The sequence below is a fragment of the Mycobacterium sp. genome, from assembly GCF_049802695.1.
GTDB lineage: Bacteria > Actinomycetota > Actinomycetes > Mycobacteriales > Mycobacteriaceae > Mycobacterium.
Genome location: NZ_JBARMY010000261.1, coordinates 1 through 21,022 on the forward strand (window position 1 = coordinate 1; position 21,022 = coordinate 21,022).

The window sequence follows — 21,022 nt, forward strand, 5'->3', positions numbered from 1 at the left end:
ACAGCAGCGTCGGCCGCGCGGCCGTCCAGACTCGGCATCGACACTCTCGGCATACCGGATCCCACCGTGGACATCGTGGGCGCAGTCCCGAAATGATTACCCGGCAACGGGAACGCGCCAGCAGGACCGATCGGCCCGGTTCCCGCCATACCGGTCCAGGCGCCTGCCGTCGTCACGTCGGCCCAGCTTTGCGGGACGGACAGCGCGCCGATCGAACCCGCTTGACCGAGCCCGGCCGCGGCTCCGGCGCCATCGACACCACCCAGAGGCGGAAACCCCCCCGCACCGCCGAACGATCCCGCGCCGCCCAGGTTCCCCAACGCTCCTAAACCGCCTGACTCGGTCAGCTCGTCCGCGCCGAGGAAATCCAGGCCAACACCCGCGAAGTCGGTACCAAGACCGCCGACGTCGGTGGCCAGGCCGGCACCGTCGGCCCCGAGACCGGCTGCGTCAGCACCCAGGCCGCCGCCCGAGGTACTCGTTCCCGTGCGGAGCAAACCGGACAATCCGCCGAGCATCGAGGCAGCTGTCGAGCCACTACCGGCCCCGGTTGCGGCGCCCTTGCCCGACGCTCGAGTCAACGAGGTGAGCGCACCCGTCGGAGCCGAGGCGGCCGATGAGGCCACCGACGTCCCGGTTCCCATCGCCACCGGCGACAGCCCGGACGTAGACGACGTCGGAGACGCCAGGCCCTGAATCGACTGGGACGCCGTCGACAGCGACGACGCTGTGCTGTGCGCGTGGGTGGCTGCGGCGGCGCCGGCGTGGTGGCCGAGCGCAGCGGCTTGCCCGGCCAAGCCGACGGAATTGGTATGCGATTGCGGCGGCGTGAACGGCGTCAGCGTCGCCGCAGCCGCGGAACTGCCCACGTAGCCGTACATTGCGGCGGCATCCTGTGCCCACATCCCGCCGTAATGTGCCTCTGTCGCCATGATCGCCGGCGTGTTCTGCCCCAGCACGTTCGTCGCGACCAACGCCGTCAACTGCGCACGGTTGGCGGCGATCACCGGCGGCGGGACGGTCATCGCGAACGCGCTCTCGTAGGCGCTCACGGCGGCTCTGGCCTGGTTGGCCACCTGTTCGCATTGCGCGGCGGTAGCGGTCATCCAGGTCACGTATGGCGCGGCAGCGGCCGCCATCGACGCTGATGCGGGCCCCTGCCACGAGCCACTGGTGAGCCCGGTGATCACCGACTGATAAGACACCGCGTGCAAGTGCAGTTCAGCGGCCAGCTGATCCCACCCCGTCGCGGCGGCCAGCATGGGACCGGCGCCGGCACCGGAATACATGAGTGCTGAGTTGATCTCCGGCGGTATTGCTCCGAAATCCATTCAGGTTTCCCTGATCAGCCGGCCGCAGCCGCGTTCGCGGCCTCGGTGACCGCATACAAACCGGCGCTTGCGCCGAGCGTGCTGACGAAGGCCTCGTGAATCGCCGCGGCCTGGGCGCTGACCGACTGGTAACTGACGGCGTGGGCCGCGAACCGGGCCGCGGTCAGGGCTGATACCTGGTCGGAAGCGGCGGGAACCACGCCGGTCGTCGATGTTGCCGCGGCCGCATTCCCTGCGGCGACGGCGGTGCCGACCGTCTGTAAGTCGCCGGCGGCAGCGATCATGATCTCTGGTTGCGTTGTCACGAAAGTCATTGTGTTCTCCAAACATAAGCTGATTCATACAAGAGGCTGGTTTAACTCGGTGAGCGGAGCTGTATCAAATTCGTTCGCAGGCGGGTGTTTACATGTAAGCTCCGAGTAGCGGATGACCTTTCTCGACCAACAGCTTTGTAACAAAGTATTTTTCGGACAACAGGCCATATCAAGCGTGTTGATCCAATGCATAGAAAACGCATATTTGAACGCCACCGGGGCAGGATCCGGACACCGGCACATTTGAGATTTCTATGAATTTCGTGACAACTACGTGTGGGCCCAGCACAATGAGGGAGCATGACGGCGACTCCCGGGTTCACACGCGACCAGCGTCCCCGCCCGGCCGTACTCGGGCAGCTACCGCGGATCCGTCGGCCGGACGGATCGCCGATCAGGGTGTTGCTCGTCGACGATGAACCGGCGTTGACCAACCTGGTCAAGATGGCGCTGCACTACGAGGGATGGACCGTTGAAGTCGCCCACAACGGACGCGAAGCGGTCAGTAAGTTCGACGAAGTCGGGCCCGACGTGCTCGTCCTCGACATCATGCTGCCCGATGTAGACGGACTCCAGGTACTACACCGGGTACGCGAATCCGACGTCTACACGCCCATCCTCTTCCTGACCGCGCGTGACTCGGTGATGGACCGGGTCACCGGGCTCACCGCCGGTGCCGACGATTACATGACCAAGCCGTTCAGTCTCGAGGAGCTGGTCGCCAGGTTGCGCGGCTTGCTTCGCCGCTCCAGCCAGCTGACCGCGCCGGCCGACGAGGTATTGAAAGTGGGCGACTTGACACTCAATGCCGCCAGCCGCGAAGTCACTCGCGGAGGTAAGCCGGTGCCGCTCAGCGCAACCGAATTCGAACTGCTGCGGTATCTGATGCGCAATCCGCGGCGCGCGCTCAACCGCACCGAAATTCTGGATCGCGTCTGGAACTACGACTTCGCCGGGCGCACCAGCATTGTCGATCTGTACATCTCATACCTACGTAAGAAGATCGACGCCGACAACGAACCGCTGATCCACACCGTGCGCGGTGTCGGCTACGTGCTGCGCCCCTCGGAATGACCGCTGCGCGGCGCACTCCCCGGTGGCGTCCCCGTTCCCTGCGGGGTCGATTGCTGTTGGGGGTGCTGGCCGTCGTCAGCGTCGTTCTGATTGCTCTCGGTGTCGCGTCCGTGGTCAGCCTGGACACCTACGTCACGGCGATGAACGACAACGAGGTGGCCGAATCGCTGGACGCGCTGAGCCATTCCTACGCCCGGTACCGCAGTGTGGAAGGCTCTTCGCCGCTCCCCGGGTCGCCGACGGTCGATCAGGCGCTGTTGGGCTTCAAAGGGCAGACGCCGGGAAACCTGATCGCGGTTGTGCGCGGCGGGAAGGTGATCGGCTCGGCGGTCTTCTCCGAAGACGAGCCCCGACCGGCCCCCGCCGACGTGATAGCCGCGATCGAGGCGCAACCCTGGACCGACGGGCTACGGCGCAGCGAGGAGCTGGGCAGCCTCGGTTCCTATCGGGTGGACAGCCGTGCCGCCGACGGCGACCGGCTCATCGTGGGGGTGTCGTCGAACCTCGCCAATAGAACTGTCAGAAGCCGAACCATCACGGCCGCAGTCCTTTTAGTCGTCGCATTAGTGGTCACCACCGGTCTCACGGTTTCGGTGATGCGCTACGCGCTGCGCCCGCTGCGCCGCGTTGCCGCGACGGCGGCGACCGTCGCCAGGATGCCGCTCATCGGTGGCGACCAGCGGATCACCGCGAGAGTGCCACCTGTTGACACCGATCCGGAAAACGAAGTGGGAATCCTCGGGCATACGCTGAACCGGTTGCTGGACAACGTCGACAGCGCACTGGCACACCGCGCCGAATCGGATCGCCGGATGCGCCAATTCATCACAGACGCCAGCCATGAGCTGCGTACCCCACTGGCGGCCATTCGAGGTTATGCCGAACTGACCCGCCAGGACAGCGCCGCGTTGCCGCCGACAACTGAATACGCTTTGGCCCGAATCGAAGCCGAGGCTCGTCGGATGACATCGCTTGTCGACGAGCTGTTGCTGCTTTCCCGGCTCGGTGAAGGTGAGGATCTCGACACTGAAGATCTCGACCTGAGCGACCTGGTTCTCAACGCGGTGAACGACGCCGCGGTGGCAGCCCCTACCCACCGTTGGGTCAAGGACCTGCCGGAAGATCCGGTATGGGTGCACGGTGACCGCGACCGGCTGCATCAGCTGGTGAGCAATCTGTTGAACAACGCCCGGGTGCACACGCCGCACGGCGTCACAGTGACAACAGGAATCGTCGAGCATTGCTTCGCGCCCGACCGGCCATACGCCGAGTTGACGGTGGCAGACGACGGGCCCGGAATCGACCCCGCGCTGCTTCCGCATTTGTTCGAGCGATTCGTGCGGGCAGACAAGTCCCGGTCCGGTGAGACGGGCACCGGATTGGGGCTCGCGATCGTCGCCTCGATTGTCCGGGCGCACCAGGGCTATGTGACCGGTGAATCCGCCGACGGTCGAACTGTCTTCCGAGTCTGCATCCCCACCGTCGAACCGCCGGCCGCGGCTGCCGCCGGGACGCCGTCAGCCTGAAGACGACTGTTCGACAGGTCTCCCCGACGAGCAGGCGTCGGCACTTCTATGCGGCCGCGGACGCAAAGATAGCGGCAAGCGTAACAACCGTTAACGACGACGCGCCGGTCGTTCGACGATGCCTAGTTTCGTTTCAGTCCCCATCGTCGAAGACAACGTTTACATCGAATCGTGTTAGTTCTCAACGATTGCCATGCCACAACGACCGAAGTAGGTTCCGAAGCCTGAATGACGCGGTGTCGTCTGAGATCAACGGGCGCGAGCCATGTCGATGGCCAACCCGCATATAAAGTCGTCGGCTGACCTGAGGAAGTGCGATTGCGCCGCTAATTCGCGAGGAGTTGGAGCCGACCAGTGCCGCTCCGGGCGTCCCGGATGATGGGCAAGACCGTGACCGTCGCCGCCCGGTCCGTAAAGAAATCGTTAACTACGACGCGGCGGGCGTTCGACCGAGCCTAGTTTCATTGCAGTCCCCATTGTCGAGGACGACGTTTGCAGGTCCGTGAAGTATCTGGCGGTCGATCCGGTCGACCTGTCGCGATCGGAGCAGCTATGTCTGGATGGTCGACTCCTGGAGCTCACCACGGTGTTCGGCAACCTCGGCTGAAAGCGGTCGCAACGAAAGACTTCTCTTGTCCGAACGGTCCGGCAGGCCACGAAGATCGAAGTAGGCTCCACACCGCGGCTGACGAAGGGTTGCCCGATATCACGTCGTCGAGCGCTCTGAGCCAACGTGGACAAGTTCGCTCACTGCGGTGCTCGGTAAGGGAGTGGTGTGACAACTGATCTGACAACACCTGCAGACCGGTTGACCGTGAAGCCGTCGTTTTCCGACGTATGCAAGCGGTTGTTCCTCGGAATGCCGCTCACCAGCGAGCGGCTGGAACATGAGAAGTTGTCGAATCCCGTTGCGCTCGGAGCTGTTTCACCAGATGCGATCTCGTCCACCGTGTACGGCCCCGAACAAATCATGGTCGAACTGCTTCCACATGCCGGGCTGGCCGCATTCGTGTTGTTGCTCCCGATCATTGGTGTCATCTTGTTCATCCTGGTGCTGGTCGCCGCGTCATATGCCCAGGTCGTCATGGTCTACACCCGAGTAGGCGGCTCCTACGTCGTCGCGCGGGAGAACTTCGGGCCCCGAGTGGCGCAAATCGCCGCCGCTGCGCTCTTGATTGACTATGTGGTCACCGTCGCGGTGCAGGCGGCGTCCGGCACGGTGGCAGTAGCCTCGGCAATACCCGCACTTGGCCCCTACAGCCTGGCAATCACCATAGGTGTGGTCCTGCTGATGTGTTACGGCAACCTGCGCGGATTGCGGGAAGCCGGACTTCCCTTCGCTGTGCCGGTCTACGCCTTCGTGGTGATGATCGGAGTGTTGATTGTGACCGGCGTCGTTCGCCAACTTGTCTGGGGTCTGCCGAAATACGATGCCGAGCACATTGTGGGAGCGGTGCCGGTCCATCAGGGGAACGGGCTTCTGATGGGCGCGTCGATTCTCGTTTTCCTGCGGGCGTTCGCCAACGGCGGTACGTCGCTGACCGGAGTGGAGGCCGTCTCCGACACAATCAAAAACTTCCATGAACCGCGCGGGCCCAACGCGCGGCGCGTTCTCATCGCAATAGCCTGCATCCTCGGGTTCATGCTGGCTGGGGTCGCCTACCTCGAATACGTCACCCACGCGACCCCGTATGTCGTTGAGTATCCGTCGATGCTCTCGGGGATTGGCCGGGCGGTTTTCGGCAACGGGTTGATCGGGAACGTCCTGTACTTCCTGCTACAGGCGTCGACCGCCGCGATCCTGTTCCTCGGTACGAATACCAGCTTCAACGGCTTCCCAGCACTGACGAGCTTCGTTGCCGGCGACCGTTTCCTGCCGCGGCCGCTGCTGAAGCGCGGTCACCGCCTGGTGTACTCCAACGCCATCATCGCGCTGACCGCGGTCGCGGTAGCACTGCTGCTGGTGACCCGCGGCAAGGTCACCGCGTTAGTGCCGTTTTTCGCGATGGGCGTGTTCAGCGCGTTCTCGATGGCCGGCTACGGCATGACCAAATACCATCTGAAGCATCGTGAGCCGGGCTGGCGGTCCAAGCTGATAGTCAACCTGTCCGCGGGCATCCTCTCGACGATCGTGGTGGGTATCTTCGCGGTCGCAAAATTCACCGAAGGCGCCTGGCTGATAGTGGTTGTCTTCCCCGTGCTCGTATTCGCGTTGATGCGGCTCAATAAGGAGTACCGCACCGAGGCCTCCGTTCTCGAAATGTCCCGCATCAACCCGCCCGAGTCCGCCAGGCATGTGCGACATCGGGTGTTCGTCTTCGTGGATTCGATCGACCTCGCTGAGATCGAGGCACTGCGCTACGCGAAGGGTCTGCATGCCGACGACCTGACAGCGGTGCATTTCGTGCTGGACGCAGCTCACTCGGCCCGGTTGCAGCAGCGTTGGGAGCACTTCGATCACGACACGCCGCTGCGGGTGATCCCCTGCCCGGATCGTCAGCTCAGTAAGGCCGCACAGAAGCTGATGTTGCAGACGCTGCGCGATCACCCGGACACCCAGGTGACCGTTCTGCTGCCACGCCGAACATATTCGCCCCTGGTGGGCCGGCTGCTGCATGACCGCACCGCGGACAAGACGGCCCGGGTCATCAGCCGGATCCCTGGTGCGACTCCGCAAATCGTGCCGTACGACATGAGATCTCGGATTGCGGAGGCGACTAAGGCAAAGCGCTCGATGCCGCCATTGAACCCGCAGAATATCCCGAACGATGGTCAATCTATTGCCGGTACGTCTGCGGATGATCGGTCGGCGGATGTGAGCTTCGGTCAGCCGCATTAAGGCCGTAACCATTGCCGCGGAGTCCGTAAAAAAAGCGTCAACGATATAAGCGCCCGCACGCAGGACGCTTAACCTCAATTCGGTCCTCGTCGATGTCGAGGACGCTGTTCACAGCGCCCGCAGATCCATGGCGGTCGATCCGATCGACCTCGCGAAACGGAGAAGCTATGTCGGTGCTTGCCTACGTCTCGGTGACGGTGGCGGTCTTCGCCCTGTTGGGCCTGGCGCAAAGGGTGCTCGAGCGACTATGAGCTACGAGAATCTCATCGGCCTGGCGCTTGCCGCAGCGTTCGCCGTTTACCTCGTTGCGGCGCTGTTTTTCCCGGAAAGGTTCTAGGTGGGCACTGCATCCGTGGGTATTGCGTTCCTGGGTCTGCTCGCGGTGGCGCTGGTGGCCGTGCATGTACCGCTGGGCGATTACATGCACCGCGTCTACACCTCGCCGCGCGATTGGCGAGTCGAGAAGGTCATCTATCGGATCATCGGAGCGGACCCCAAAGCCGAACAACCCTGGGGTGCCTACGCCCGCAGCGTCCTGGCCTTATCGGCGGTCAGCGTTCTGTTCTTGTTCTTCTTCCAGCTGCTGCAGGACAAGCTGCCGCTGCACCTGCACAATCCCGCGACACCCATGACGGCTTCGCTGGCGTGGAACACTGCGGTGAGCTTTGTGACAAACACCAACTGGCAGGCATATGCAGGCGAGTCGACGCAGGGCCACCTGGTGCAGATGGCCGGCCTGGCAGTCCAGAACTTCGTGTCCGCCGCGGTAGGTATGGCTGTGGCGGTCGCCCTGGTTCGCGGTTTCGCCCGCCACAGAACCAATGAGCTGGGTAATTTCTGGGTCGATCTGGTGCGTGGCACGCTGCGCATCCTGCTGCCGCTGTCGTTCGTCGGCGCCGTTGTGCTGCTTGCCGGCGGAGCGATCCAGAATTTTCACCTCCATGACCAGGTGGTCACCACGCTGGGCGGCGCTCAGCAGACCATCACCGGAGGCCCGGTTGCCAGCCAGGAAGCCATCAAAGAAATTGGCACCAACGGGGGCGGCTTCTACAACGCCAATTCTGCCCACCCGTTCGAGAATCCGACCGTCTGGACCAACTGGGTCGAGATTTTCATGCTGCTTGCCATCAGCTTTTCGCTGCCCCGCACTTTCGGTCGCATGGTCGACAGCAGAAGGCAGGGCTACGCGATTGCCGCGGTGATGGGTGTCCTCGCCATGACCAGCGTCAGCCTCATGATGTTGTGTCAGCTCGGCCATCACGGCACCGTGCCCACCGCGACCGGCGCCGCGATGGAAGGAGTCGAGCAGCGTTTCGGGATCGCCAACTCCGCGGTTTGGGCGGACGCGACCACCCTCACCTCCACCGGCGCTGTTGATTCGGTACACGACTCGTACACCAGTCTGGGCGGGTTGATCGAGCTATTCAACATGCAGCTCGGCGAGGTGGCGCCGGGCGGGGTCGGCTCGGGCCTGTACGGCATGCTCATACTCGCGGTCATCACGGTGTTCATCGCCGGGCTGATGGTCGGCCGCACACCGGAATATCTCGGCAAGAAGATCACTCCACGCGAAATGAAGTTCGCGGCAAGCTATTTCCTGGTCACCCCGCTCCTCGTGCTGCTCGGCACCGCCATCGCGATGGCGTTGCCGGGCCAACGCGCCGGCATGGCCAACACCGGGCCGCACGGCCTGTCGGAGGTGCTTTACGCATTCACATCTGCGGGCAACAACAATGGCTCGGCTTTCGCGGGCCTTTCAGTGAACACCGCGTGGTACAACACCGCCCTCGGCTTGGCGATGGTCATCGGCAGATTCCTGCCGATGATCCTGGCGCTCGCGCTGGCCGGCTCGCTGGCCCGTCAGCGCGTGACGCCGGAGTCCGCCGGCACCCTGCCCACCCACCGGCCTCAGTTCGTCGGCCTAGTTGCCGGCGTGACGGTCATCCTGGTCGCCCTGACCTTCCTCCCCGCGCTGGCACTAGGGCCCCTCGCCGAAGGAATTCACTGAAATGTCGCTTCGCACAACCGAACCAGATAACAGGCTGCACGCCGTACACCCAGCAACCCCCACGGAGCATCCGGCTGGGAAGGGACGTGTTCAGGGCGGACTGCTCGACCCCATGCTGCTCGCCAAATCGCTGCCGGACGCGTTGCGCAAGCTCGACCCACGGACCCTTTGGCGCAACCCGGTGATGTTCATCGTCGAGATCGGGGCTGTGTGGTCGACCGTGCTGACCGTGCGCGACTCCACCTGGTTCGGCTGGCTGATCGTGTTCTGGCTCTGGCTGACAGTCGTTTTCGGCAACGTCGCCGAAGCTGTCGCCGAAGGCCGCGGCAAAGCGCAGGCCGACACCCTCCGCAAGTCCAAAGCCGACACGATCGCCCGCCGGTTGCATGACTGGTCACCCGGCACCCCGGGCACCGAGGAAGGTGTCCGAGCGCCGGAACTGCAGAAAGGTGACATCGTCGTCGTCGAAGCAGGAGAGATCATCCCCGGCGACGGGGAGATCGTCGAAGGCATTGCCTCGGTGAACGAATCGGCGATCACCGGCGAATCAGCGCCGGTGATCCGGGAATCCGGCGGCGATCGCTCCGCGGTGACCGGCGGCACCACTGTGCTGTCCGACCACATCGTCGTCGAGATTACCCAGGAGCCCGGCAAGAGTTTTATCGACCGGATGATCGCTCTAGTCGAGGGAGCCAACCGGCAGAAGACACCGAACGAGATTGCGCTGAACATCCTGCTCGCGGCGCTGACCATCATCTTCGTGTTCGCGGTGGCGACGCTGCAGCCACTGGCCATCTACTCCAAGCTCGACAACCCCGGCGTCGCGGACACCTCCGCTCTCACCGGCAACGGGGTCAGCGGTGTCGTGCTGGTTGCCCTGCTGGTGTGCCTGATTCCCACCACCATCGGCGCGTTGCTGTCGGCAATCGGGATCGCCGGCATGGATCGGTTGGTACAGCGCAATGTGCTGGCAATGTCGGGGCGCGCGGTCGAGGCGGCCGGCGACGTGAACACGCTGCTGCTGGACAAGACCGGCACGATCACACTGGGCAACCGAGAGGCTTCAGACTTCATCGCGGTCAAGGGAGTCACGGACGAGGCGCTCGCTGATGCCGCTCAGCTGTCCAGCTTGGCCGACGAAACACCCGAGGGACGCTCGATCGTCGTGTACGCCAAGCAGGCCTTCGGGCTACGCGAGCGCTCACCCGGCGAACTCAGCCGCGCTTCATGGATCGAATTCACCGCCACCACAAGGATGTCCGGTGTCGACCTTCACGATCGACAGCTGCGCAAAGGTGCGGCCAGCGCCGTCGTCAAGTGGATCCGGGATCACGGTGGCACTATCCCGGACCTACTCGGCGAGATTGTCGACGGCATTTCAGCCGCCGGTGGGACTCCGCTGGTGGTCGGCCAAGTCACCGGTGGTGGGAGCACCCGGGAAGCCGACGTGCTCGGCGTGATCTATCTCAAGGATGTGGTCAAGCACGGCATGCGTGACCGCTTCGACGAAATGCGCAAGATGGGCATCCGCACGGTGATGATCACCGGCGACAATCCGTTGACTGCCAAGGCGATCGCCGACGAGGCCGGCGTCGACGACTTCCTCGCCGAGGCAACACCGGAAGACAAGCTGATGCTGATCAAGCGGGAGCAGGAAGGCGGCCGGCTGGTCGCGATGACCGGTGATGGCACCAACGACGCACCGGCGTTGGCGCAGGCTGATGTCGGGGTGGCAATGAACACCGGGACCAGCGCAGCCAAAGAGGCCGGGAACATGGTCGACCTGGATTCCGACCCCACCAAGCTCATCGAGATCGTCGAGATCGGCAAACAGTTATTGATCACCCGGGGCGCACTGACCACCTTCTCGATCGCCAACGACATCGCCAAGTACTTCGCGATCATCCCGGCGATGTTCGTGGCGTTGTTTCCCGGACTGGACCTGATCAACGTCATGCGGTTGCATAGTCCGGAGTCGGCGATTCTGTCGGCGGTGATCTTCAACGCGCTGATCATCGTCGCGCTGATTCCGTTGGCGCTTCGCGGTGTTCGGTACACACCGAACATTGCGTCAAAACTGCTGAGCCGCAACCTCTACATCTACGGGGTGGGTGGCCTGATCACGCCGTTCATCGGCATCAAACTCATCGACCTCGTCGTGCAATTCGTTCCCGGGATGTGATGACAGTGGACGTTGCTCATTCTTTCCGACAGCACTGGGCCGCGCTGCGCACGTTGCTGGTGCTGACCGTGATCACCGGCTTCGGCTACCCCCTGGTTGTCTGGGGCGTCGCACAACTTCCCGGATTACACGATAAGGCCGAAGGCTCCATCATCAAGCTGGCGGGAAAGCCGGTGGGCAGCAAACTGATCGGCCAACTGTTCACCGACAAAGACGGCAAGCCGCTGCCCCGGTATTTTCAGAGCAGGCCGTCAGCCGGTGGTGCCGGCTACGACCCGACCGCTACCGGCGGAAGCAATCTGGGCCCGGAAAGCATCGTCGACACGCCCGCTGATCCGGCCAAGCTCGCGCCGGGTGAGGATCCCGCCACCGCCGGCTACAAACCCAGCCTGCTGACCCAAGTCTGCTCGCGCAGCGTTGCGATCGGCGAACTCGAAGGAATCGACGGGTCCCGCCCCTTCTGCACCGGCGGTGGGGTTGCCGCGGTGCTCTCGGTGATCGGACCCCGCGAATCGAGCGGCAACGTAATCCATCCCGACCGTGTCATCAGCGTCAACGAACCATGCTTGAGGGCGGCCGGGCGACCGGCCAGCCTACCGGCTCAGGTGTTCCGGCCGTTATACGAAGGTGTCCGCGTCCAATGCGCCGAATACGGCGAAAACTACTCCATCGGCCAACTGGTGCCGATTCGAGGCGCCGCGCCGGACCACCCCGCCGTACCGGCGGACGCCGTCACCGCCAGCGGAAGCGGCCTCGACCCTGACATCTCACCCGAATACGCCCAGATCCAGGCCCCCAGGGTGGCCCGCGCCCGCGGTATCAGCCCCGCCCAAATCCTGGACGAAGTGCACCACAACCAGCAGGACCGGCAGCTCGGCTTCCTGGGCGATCCGGTCGTAAACGTCCTGCAGCTCAACCTGGCTCTGGATCGCGCATTTCCCGTGCAGCCTTGATCTGGCTATCCTCGTACAGTCTTGATCCGTTCGATGGATGATGTTGGATGTGACTACCTATAGTGCGCTTGGGCAGACAGTGACAAACCCGGATGCCCACGCACAAAATGTGCAGTCGCGCCGACGCGGTCAATTACGCATCTACCTGGGCGCGGCACCGGGCGTCGGCAAGACGTGCGCAATGCTGGGGGAGGCGCATCGCAGGCTGGAGCGCGGCACCGACGTTGTCGCGGCCATTGTCGAGACCCATGGTCGCAAAAAAGTCGCCGAATTCTACGAGGGCATAGAGGTCGTTCCGCCGCGGATTATCAACTATCGCGACAAGGAATTCGCCGAACTCGACGTTGAGGCGGTATTGCAGCGGCGCCCGCAGGTGGCGCTTGTCGACGAGTATGCACACAGCAACGTCCCGGGTAGCGCCAACGCCAAGCGGTGGCAGGATGTCGAAGCGCTGCTCGACGCCGGCATCGATGTGATCTCGACGGTCAACATTCAGCATCTGGAAAGCCTCAACGACGTCGTGGCGCAGATCACCGGCGTGGAGCAGCGTGAAACCGTGCCCGATGACATGGTGCGGAAAGCGGCTCAGATCGAGTTGGTCGACATCACCGCCGAGGCGCTGCGGCGCAGGCTCGCGCACGGCAACGTCTACCCGCCCGAACGGATCGATGCGGCGCTCTCGAACTACTTCCGCCCCGGCAATCTGACTGCGCTGCGGACGATCGCGCTGCTGTGGCTGGCTGACCAGGTCGATGCGGCGCTGGCAAAATACCGCGCCGACAAGAAGATCACCGACGTCTGGGAAGCCCGTGAACGCGTCGTAGTCGCCGTGACCGGTGGCCCGGAGTCGGAAACGTTGGTGAGACGGGCCTCACGTATCGCGTCGAAGTCCAGCGCTCAACTGATGGTCGTGCATGTGGTCCGCGGCGACGGCCTCTCCGGCGTCCCGCCGGCATTCCAATCGAGCAACTTACGGGAGCTCGCCACCAGCCTGGGGGCGACAGTCCACACCGTGGTCGGCGAGGACGTGCCGAGCGCGCTGCTCGACTTCGCTCGCGAGAGCAACGCCACCCAGCTGGTGCTGGGCACTTCCCGGCGGTCGCGGTGGGCCAGCATGTTCCACGAAGGAATCGGCGCGAAGACCATCAAGCAGTCGGGCAAAATCGACGTGCACATGGTGACCCATGAGGAGGCCCACGACCAGATCTCGTGGTCGTCGATCTCGCCGCGCGGCCGCCGAGTCGCCTCTTGGCTGGCCGCCATCGCTGTGCCCTTGGCGCTCTGCGGTCTCACGGCGGTCTGGCTGGACCCCGTGCTGGACGTTGGCGGAAAGGCTGCTGTCTTCTTCGTTGGGGTGATTGCCGTCGCTCTGTTCGGCGGCGTTTTGCCTGCCCTGTTAGCGGGGGTGTTGTCCGGGGCATTACTGAATTGGTTCCTCACCGAGCCCCGGCACTCCTTCGCCGTCACCAACCCCAGTCACGCCGTCACCGAAGTGGTCCTGCTGGCGGTCGCGGTGAGTATCGGCGGGCTGGTGGACACCGCGGCCACCCGTGCCCGTGAGGCTCAGCGGGCGACACACGAGGCTCAGTTGCTGGCGCTGTTCGCCGGATCGATATTGCGTGGCGGTGACCTGGGCGCTCTGCTGGAGAAGGTACGGGAGGCTTACTCACAGCGGGCGGTGAGCTTGGTGCGCGCCGGCGAAGGTGGCCGCGAGCTCGTCGCGAGCGCGGGCCCGGACCCGTCCACCACGGCGGATTCCGCGGACACTGCGGTCAAAGTGGGCGATGACGACTTTTGGATGCTCATGTCGGGCCGGGCGTTAACCGGCCGCGACCGCAAAGTTTTGTCCGCGGTGGCCACCCAGGCCGCCGGCCTGGTCAAGCAACTCGAGCTGGTCGAGGAAGCCGACAAAGTGCATTCCTTGGCAGAAGCCGATGAGCTGCGCCGCCTGCTGCTCTCGGCGCTCGGTCACGACCTGCGCACCCCGTTGACCGCGGCCAAAGCCGCCGTCTCCAGCCTGCGCGCCGAGGACGTCGGATTCTCCCCCGAGGACACCGCCGAGCTGCTCGCGACTGTCGAAGAATCGCTCGACCAGCTGACCGCCCTGGTGGGTAACCTGCTGGATTCGTCGCGGCTGGCTGCTGGTGTCGTTCGGCCACAGCTGGCCACGGTGTATGTCGAGGAAGTCGTTCAAGCCGCGCTGGTCGGTATCGGCAAGCACACGACAGCTCTCGGGCACGGCACCCTGGACCGGGTGCGGGTTGAAGCCGACGGCATGATCGCGATGGCAGACACCGGCCTGCTGGAGCGGGTGTTGTCCAATCTCATCGACAACGCGCTGCGTTACGCGCCTGCGAGCGCGGTGCGGGTCAATGCCGGCCGGGTCGGTGATCGGGTGCTGATCAACGTCGTCGACGAGGGGCCGGGTATCTCCCGTGACGTGATGGAGCAGATCTTCGAACCGTTCCAGCGGCTCGGCGACAGCGACAACACCACTGGCCTCGGTCTTGGACTGTCGGTGGCCAAGGGGTTCGTCGAAGCTATGGGCGGGACGATCCAGGCCTGCGACACCCCCGGCGGCGGGTTGACGGTTTCGGTCGACCTGGCGGCACCGCCCGCGGAACCGGCGATGATCACGCAGCCCGTGGCGATTCGTAGCAAACCGATGAGGAGGAGCGGAGTTCATGACTAGCGCCGGCGAGCTCTCGTGACTCGGGTGCTCGTGGTAGACGACGACCGGCAACTCCTGCGAGCACTGCGCATCAATTTCTCAGTGCGAGGTTATGAAGTCTTTACCGCGGCGACCGGTGCCGGCGCTCTGGGAGCTGCCGCTGAGCATCATCCGCAGGCCGTCATTCTGGATCTGGGTCTGCCGGACATGTCCGGTATCGACGTGCTGACCGGACTTCGCGGGTGGATGACGGCGCCGGTGATCGTGCTGTCGGCCCGCACCGATTCGGCCGACAAAGTCGAGGCGCTCGACGCAGGCGCCGATGACTACATGACCAAGCCGTTCGGTATGGACGAACTGCTGGCCCGGCTACGCGCCGCGGTGCGACGGGCAGCAGCAACCCCGGTCGCAGACAATCCCGTCGTGGAGACCAGTTCGTTCACCGTCGACCTGTCGGCGAAGAAGGTCATCAAAAACGGCAGAGAGGTGCACCTGACGCCCACCGAGTGGGGAATGCTGGAAATGCTGGTGCGCAATCGCGGAAAGCTGGTGGGGCGCGAGGAATTGCTCAGAGAGGTGTGGGGGCCCAAGTATGCGAGAGAGACGCACTATCTGCGTGTCTTCCTCGCACAGTTGCGCCGCAAGCTCGAAGATGACCCGTCACGCCCGAACCATTTGCTGACCGAGGCGGGCATGGGTTATCGCTTCGAGACGTAATCGTGTCGTGTCATACGTCGAGTTGTCAACGGAGACACTCCGCGCCGCCGGTGCGCACCAAGACATCTGCTGATCCGACGCGACAACTGTTGTAGCAGTGCAGGTTTGATTTGGCCTCGGTCGGCACGGCACAGTTATCCCGGCTTCGCCGTCAAGGGTCGTCGACTTTGCGGGTTCCGCCGGCACGGTCGCCTCGACCTGGGCGGCGTCACAGGTTGGACGGCACAAATCCGGCGGGGGCAGGCCAACCGCTTTATAGTTACCCGTGACTATAAGTATCGGCTGAAGTGGGTGTTTATGCGGGGAGACAGTAAACCGTGGTGTACCGGTCCGGATAACGACACCGAGCGTTTACGGCGAAGCCCGCCGTCGAAGCACATTCAGCCGCGAACAGGTCAGCGCACCGGCGACGCTTTTGGTTGCTCGACTTTGCCGGAAACCGCTGTCGCCGGCCACATGTCATTTGCTGGCCGCCACGCCCCGAAAGCGCAACCAGCCGGTAGACGCCGTCATGGCCTCCGGTATCGGGGCATCGGCCCTAAGGACGTACTGGCGCGACGAGAAATCTCCCGAAGTGCGCGTCTACCCGCCTGACGTGCAGGATTTAATCGCGATTGGCTCCCCCCGAGTAGCGTACGAGGACATGCCCCTCCACATCATTGTCAGCGGCGAAGACGCCCTGGCGACGACGATCGTCGAGGAGCTGAAGAGCGCCGGGGTCAGTGTCGTCCGCCTGGAAAACACTGATCACGCTTTGGTCAACAGAGAGCTCGCTGCAGCCGGAGTGGCCAGAGCGACAGCCGTCATCTGCGCCGGTGACGACGATGCGACCAACCTCGAAATCGCACTGCTGGCAAGAAAAGCCAACTCGAACACGCGCGTGGTCGCGCGGGTGGCGAACGATGTGCTGCGCGAAGCTGTGGCCGCTGACAACGGGCCCGGCGCGATCCTCGACGTCGCCGAACTTGCAGCGCCGGCAGTGGTTGAGGCGTGCCTGGCGCACACCACGCACCCGTTCGAGGCGGCCGGCATCAAATTCGCCGTCACCGGCGGCGAAGCACCACGGGAAGCGACGCTGCGTGAGCTTTACGGTGATCTGGCGCCGGTGGCAGTGGTTCACGGCGACAAGTCCCCCAGCCCGGGTGAGGTTGAGGTTTGTCCGGGCCGGGACCTTGAAGTGCACGCCGGTGACTGGGCGGCGATGATCGGCACTGCCGACGAGGTCGGCGCGCGCGGGGTGCGGATACCAAAGCCAAGCAGGGCCCGCACCCGTCCATCGCGGGTGCGCCGGACGCTCGACGCTGTGCGCACGCTGCGCGCCGACGTCAACCCGGCCTTCTACCCGGTCGTGGTCGGTGTGCTCAGCCTGATCGTGGGCTCGGCGGTGACATTGCGGCTGAGCTACGAAGCACCGCCGAGAATGACGTGGGTCGACGCGCTGTACTTCACCATCGAGACCATTACGACGACCGGTTATGGCGACTTCAGCTTTGTTCATCAGCCCACCTGGCTGCGGCTGTTCGCCGCCATGCTGATGTTCAGCGGTGTGACCAGCACCGCGTTGCTGGTCGCGTTCATCGCTGACGTGCTGTTGTCGCGGCGCTTCGTCCTTTCGGCTGGGCGCCCTCGAGTACGCCATCTGCGCAACCACATCATCGTTGTCGGCCTCAGCGCGCTGGGAATGCGGGTGGTCAACGATCTGGCCGGTGCGGGTTACGACGTTGCGGTGATCGAACGCGACGAGAACAACCGCTTCGTGTCCTTGGCGCATGAACTCGATGTACCGGTCATTTTCGGCGACGCGACACTGCCCCAGACGTTGGAGTCGGCCCGCGTCGACCGCGCTCGCGCGGTGGCGGTGCTGACCCGCGATGACATGATCAACATCGAAACCGGAATCGTGCTGGCCGAGATGCTGGGTACCCGAGTCTCGCCCCAGACGACCCGAACCGACGTGCCACTGGTCTTGCGGGTTTATGACCGTGCGCTGGGACACGCGGTGGCGCAGCGGTTCGGGTTTGACCACGTGCGGTCCACCGTGGAACTGGCCGCACCGTGGTTCATCGGCGCCGCGATGGGTCTGCAGGTGCTGGGAACGTTCTCGGTGGGGCAGAACTCCTTCGTGGTCGGTGGCATGCGGGTGGCCGCCAACAGCGAGCTCGATGGGATTCGGATGTTCGAGCTCTCGACCCAGACCCGCGTCATCGCGATCACCCGGCCGAACGCTTTGGTCAAGCTGCACCCGCGCCGAGACGCACGGTTGCGCGGTGGCGACACCGTCTACCTGGTCGGGCCGTATCGGGAGCTGCTGGAAACCCTGCGTAAAGGCTTTTCTACCCAGCAGCCGACCACCGACGACGATCATTCCGGTCAAGAGCACACAATCAACGTCAGCCGCGAAGCTAAAACGGGCTGACCGGCGAGGCCACGACACGCCAGTCGCCTCGCGGTCGCCACGTGACCTTAAGCACAAAGTTCAGTTACAACCTCGTAAGGACTTCGTATCGATTCCACCGATCACCGGTAGTCGGTTCACCGAACGGCCACATAAGAAGCGTGCGACCCTAAACTCTTCGTAGGTAACTGTCAGCTTCAGCTAGTAAAAGAGACGAAATGTTCTTCGACCTTGTTGAGTCCGACCCGCCGGACGCGATGACGGCGGGCGTGGTGATTCGCATGAGCTCTGGGAGGCGTCGGCCCTGACAGCGCCACCAGCCGCCGCAAATACCGCCACTGATGCGATCAGTGTTGAGGCCACCTTGGCTCACCACACGGTGGTGGCTGTCCGACCCGATGTGGGGGCTTGTGCCGTCGAGGTTGCCAACTCGATTGCGGCGCAGTAGGGGAGCGTGCAGCGATGGATTTTGCCGTGTTGTCACCGGAGATCAACTCCGGTCGGTTGTACGCCGGTCCCGGGTCGCAATCGATGGTGGCCGCCGCCGAAGCCTGGGACACGTTAGCCGCCGAACTGTATTCGGCGGCGAACTCCTACAAGTCGGTGATCTCGAGCCTGACCTCGGGACCATGGCAGGGGCCGTCGTCAGCATCGATGGCAGCCGCGGCCGCGTCCAATGTCACCTGGTTGACCAACACCGCGGCGCAGGCTGAAGAAGCCGCGAGCCAGGCCCGGGCTGCGGTCAACGCATATCAGGAGGCCTACGCCTCAGTCGTGCCGCCCACGACGATCGCGGCCAACCGCAGTCGGCTGATGGCGCTGATTCCGAAAAATATTTTCGGGCAGTACACGTCGGCGATCGCAACCCTCGAGGCGCAGTACGCCGAGATGTGGGCCACGGACGCCGCAGTGATGTACAGCTACGCGGGCTCATCGGCAGCTGCCACGAACCTGAGCCCGTTCGTGCCACCGCAGCAGGCCACCAATGAAAGCGGCCAAGCCGCCGCGGTGCAGCAAGCCGCCGGCGCGCCCGCCGGCAACGCCCAGAACATCGTGTCGACGGCTCAGCAATCCATGTCTGCGGTGCCCAATGCGCTGCAGAGTCTGGCGACGGCGGCGCCGGCTGCCGCCGCGCCGGCACAGGCTGCCGACCCCTTGGGCACGTTGAGCGATTTGATTTCTATATTCCTCGACGCACCGTCGGCCCTGTCGTCACTTTTCGTCACCACACCGCTGGCCCCCTTGGCGGCAGTTTCCCTTCCCTTAGACGTTATCGGTGCTGGAACTGGTTTGAGCACGGACGACATCGTCAGCGGCTGGGCAGGCAAAGAGTCCTGGCCGGGGTCAGGGGACCGGCCCCCTACGGAGTTCCCGGCGATCATCACGGGTCCGATAGTGCCGGCGACGCCGGCGGCGGCACCACCCTTGTCAGCCGGTCTGGGCGAGGCGAACACAGTCGGGAATTTGTCGGTGCCACCGACGTGGAGCATCGCCACGCCGGCGGTACGCCCCGTCGCATACACCTTGCCCGCTTTGCCGCCCGGGGCCGCTTCACCTGCGGCGGCCGCCGCCGAAACGGGATCGACACTGGCGTCGAGCCCGACGTTGAGCGAGATGGCGCTGGCCGGGATGGCCGGACGCGCCATGGCCGGCACCGTCGGTGGCGTCGGCAAAACCGGCGGCAAAGCACTCCACCGCGCTAGTGCCCCGACGGACACCGGCGCGAAAGTCAACAATGTGCACGGGGCGACCGAGCAAGGAGGTGAAACCCCGCAGGACAAGCCTCGGGCCGTCGTCACCGGAGTCGCGGCCGAGCTACGCGAGTTCGCCAAACTCCGCGACGAAGGAATCCTGACCGACGAGGAGTACACCGAGCAGAAGAACCGCCTGCTCGGGCGCTGAGTCGCCCACCGCCGCGTGGCACGAGCGCCGCTTTTCTGGAATGAGGATGCGCAGCAATGGATTACGGGCTCTATCCGCCGGAGATCAACTCCGGTCGGATGTATGCCGGTCCTGGCTCCGGGCCGTTACTCGCTGCTGCGCAAGCATGGGACGCCCTGGCTGACGAGTTGTACACGGCGGCGACCCAATATGAGTCGGTGATCTCGGGACTGACCACCGGGACGTGGGTGGGGCCGTCGTCGGCCTCGATGGCCGCCGCGGCGGCTTCCCATATCGAGTGGCTCAGCACCACCGCCACGCAGGCAGCGGAAACCGCCAGCCAGGCACGGGCCGCAGTCGCCGCCTACGCGGCCGCGTTCGCATCGACAGTGCCACCCGAAGTGGTCGCGGCCAACCGCAGCCTGTTGATGACGTTGATCGCGACGAACTTCTTCGGGCAGAACACGCCGGCGATCGCCGCTACCGAGGCCCAGTACGCCGAGATGTGGGCCCAAGACGCCGTAGCGATGTACGGTTACGCGGGTTCCTCGGCATCCGCGACAGCGCTGACGCCGTTTACCTCACCACACCAGAACACCAATCCAGCTGGGGCGGCCGGTCAAGCAGCCGGCACATCGGCCGGCACCGTACAAAGCACTGTCTCGTCGGTTCAGCAAACGTTTTCCGCGGTGCCTAACGCGCTGCAGAGCCTGGCAACCACGGCCCCGGCAGCCGCGGCGCCGGCACAGGCTGCGGACCCGCTGGGCACGTTGAGCGACCTGATTTCGATTTTCCTGAGCGCACCAACCGACCTGACCGGAATTTTTGTAGAGGCACCATTTGCCCTCTTGACGGTTCCGGATCTTTTTCCCAACATCATTATCGACACTGGGACGGGGTTGCACACGGACGATATCGTCCGCGGCTGGGCAGGGGTTGAGGCCTTTCCGGGGACAGCACCGGTGCCCCCCACGGAGTTCCCGGCGATTATCACCAACCCGGGCCCCTTGGCGGCGACGGCACCGACCGTTGCGGCGGGTCTGGGCGAGGCGAACACGGTCGGCGCTTTGTCCGTGCCGTCCGGGTGGACCGTCGCGACACCGGAGGCGGTGCGCCCCGTCGCGCTGGAGC

The 21,022-nt window shown here is 64.3% G+C and carries 13 protein-coding genes and 1 pseudogene; 12 read left to right on the plus strand and 2 right to left on the minus strand.

Annotated features, from left to right (window positions below; genetic code table 11):
- Both WA317_RS10615 and WA317_RS10620 read right to left on the minus strand, forming a co-directional pair.
- A partial coding sequence (locus tag WA317_RS10615) for a PPE family protein (RefSeq protein ID WP_425172989.1) occupies window positions 1-1,331 on the minus strand: 1,331 nt, incomplete at its 3' end.
- Between the two features lie 14 nt (window positions 1,332-1,345).
- A complete protein-coding gene (locus WA317_RS10620; RefSeq protein ID WP_425172990.1) occupies window positions 1,346-1,645 on the minus strand; it encodes a PE family protein in 300 nt (99 codons plus the stop codon).
- A 300-nt stretch (window positions 1,646-1,945) separates the two neighbouring features.
- Between WA317_RS10620 and WA317_RS10625 the strand changes: the two genes are divergently transcribed.
- The 12 genes and pseudogenes from WA317_RS10625 to WA317_RS10680 form a co-directional block, all read left to right on the plus strand.
- Entirely contained in the window at window positions 1,946-2,719 is a 774-nt protein-coding gene (locus WA317_RS10625; RefSeq protein WP_425172991.1) for a response regulator transcription factor, read from the plus strand.
- Window positions 2,716-4,245 carry a sensor histidine kinase gene (locus WA317_RS10630; protein WP_425172992.1) on the plus strand — a complete coding sequence of 510 codons (1,530 nt, stop codon included), beginning with the start codon at window positions 2,716-2,718 and terminating at the stop codon, window positions 4,243-4,245. Before WA317_RS10625 ends, WA317_RS10630 begins: the two co-directional genes overlap by 4 nt.
- A 775-nt stretch (window positions 4,246-5,020) precedes the next feature.
- A pseudogene (locus WA317_RS10635) lies at window positions 5,021-6,961 on the plus strand (APC family permease); the annotation flags it as partial.
- Window positions 6,962-7,331: 370 nt separating this feature from the next.
- Window positions 7,332-7,421 (plus strand): K(+)-transporting ATPase subunit F, encoded by a 90-nt coding sequence (gene kdpF / locus WA317_RS10640; RefSeq protein ID WP_425172993.1) that lies wholly within the window; start codon window positions 7,332-7,334, stop codon window positions 7,419-7,421.
- The gene (gene kdpA, locus WA317_RS10645) at window positions 7,422-9,092 is read left to right on the plus strand and encodes a potassium-transporting ATPase subunit KdpA (RefSeq protein ID WP_425172994.1); all 1,671 of its coding nucleotides are present in this window, start codon (window positions 7,422-7,424) and stop codon (window positions 9,090-9,092) included.
- 1 nt (window position 9,093) lies between these two features.
- Window positions 9,094-11,274 carry a potassium-transporting ATPase subunit KdpB gene (gene kdpB, locus WA317_RS10650; protein ID WP_425172995.1) on the plus strand — a complete coding sequence of 727 codons (2,181 nt, stop codon included), beginning with the start codon at window positions 9,094-9,096 and terminating at the stop codon, window positions 11,272-11,274.
- Window positions 11,275-11,279: 5 nt separating this feature from the next.
- Window positions 11,280-12,227, plus strand: a complete 948-nt coding sequence (locus WA317_RS10655; protein WP_425173000.1) for a potassium-transporting ATPase subunit C — start codon at window positions 11,280-11,282, stop codon at window positions 12,225-12,227.
- Between the two features lie 79 nt (window positions 12,228-12,306).
- The gene (locus WA317_RS10660) at window positions 12,307-14,919 is read left to right on the plus strand and encodes an ATP-binding protein (protein ID WP_425173001.1); all 2,613 of its coding nucleotides are present in this window, start codon (window positions 12,307-12,309) and stop codon (window positions 14,917-14,919) included.
- A 15-nt stretch (window positions 14,920-14,934) separates the two neighbouring features.
- Complete coding sequence (locus tag WA317_RS10665) at window positions 14,935-15,615, plus strand: response regulator (RefSeq protein WP_425172996.1); 681 nt, start codon at window positions 14,935-14,937, stop codon at window positions 15,613-15,615.
- 643 nt (window positions 15,616-16,258) lie between these two features.
- A complete protein-coding gene (locus WA317_RS10670; RefSeq protein WP_425172997.1) occupies window positions 16,259-18,031 on the plus strand; it encodes an NAD-binding protein in 1,773 nt (590 codons plus the stop codon).
- 441 nt (window positions 18,032-18,472) lie between these two features.
- Window positions 18,473-19,912 carry a PPE family protein, SVP subgroup gene (locus WA317_RS10675; protein WP_425172998.1) on the plus strand — a complete coding sequence of 480 codons (1,440 nt, stop codon included), beginning with the start codon at window positions 18,473-18,475 and terminating at the stop codon, window positions 19,910-19,912.
- A gap of 56 nt (window positions 19,913-19,968) precedes the next feature.
- On the plus strand, window positions 19,969-21,022 hold a 1,054-nt coding region (locus WA317_RS10680), incomplete at its 3' end, for a PPE family protein (RefSeq protein WP_425172999.1).

What these genes read in the sequence shown, in the direction of transcription:
- WA317_RS10630 (WP_425172992.1), top strand. Translation starts at nt 2,716, where the DNA reads ATGACCGCTGCGCGGCGCACTCCCCGGTGGCGTCCCCGTTCCCTGCGG.
- WA317_RS10620 (WP_425172990.1), bottom strand. Translation starts at nt 1,645, where the DNA reads ATGACTTTCGTGACAACGCAACCAGAGATCATGATCGCTGCCGCCGGC.
- WA317_RS10625 (WP_425172991.1), top strand. Translation starts at nt 1,946, where the DNA reads ATGACGGCGACTCCCGGGTTCACACGCGACCAGCGTCCCCGCCCGGCC.
- WA317_RS10670 (WP_425172997.1), top strand. Translation starts at nt 16,259, where the DNA reads ATGCCCCTCCACATCATTGTCAGCGGCGAAGACGCCCTGGCGACGACG.
- kdpF (WP_425172993.1), top strand. Translation starts at nt 7,332, where the DNA reads ATGAGCTACGAGAATCTCATCGGCCTGGCGCTTGCCGCAGCGTTCGCC.
- kdpB (WP_425172995.1), top strand. Translation starts at nt 9,094, where the DNA reads ATGTCGCTTCGCACAACCGAACCAGATAACAGGCTGCACGCCGTACAC.
- WA317_RS10675 (WP_425172998.1), top strand. Translation starts at nt 18,473, where the DNA reads ATGGATTTTGCCGTGTTGTCACCGGAGATCAACTCCGGTCGGTTGTAC.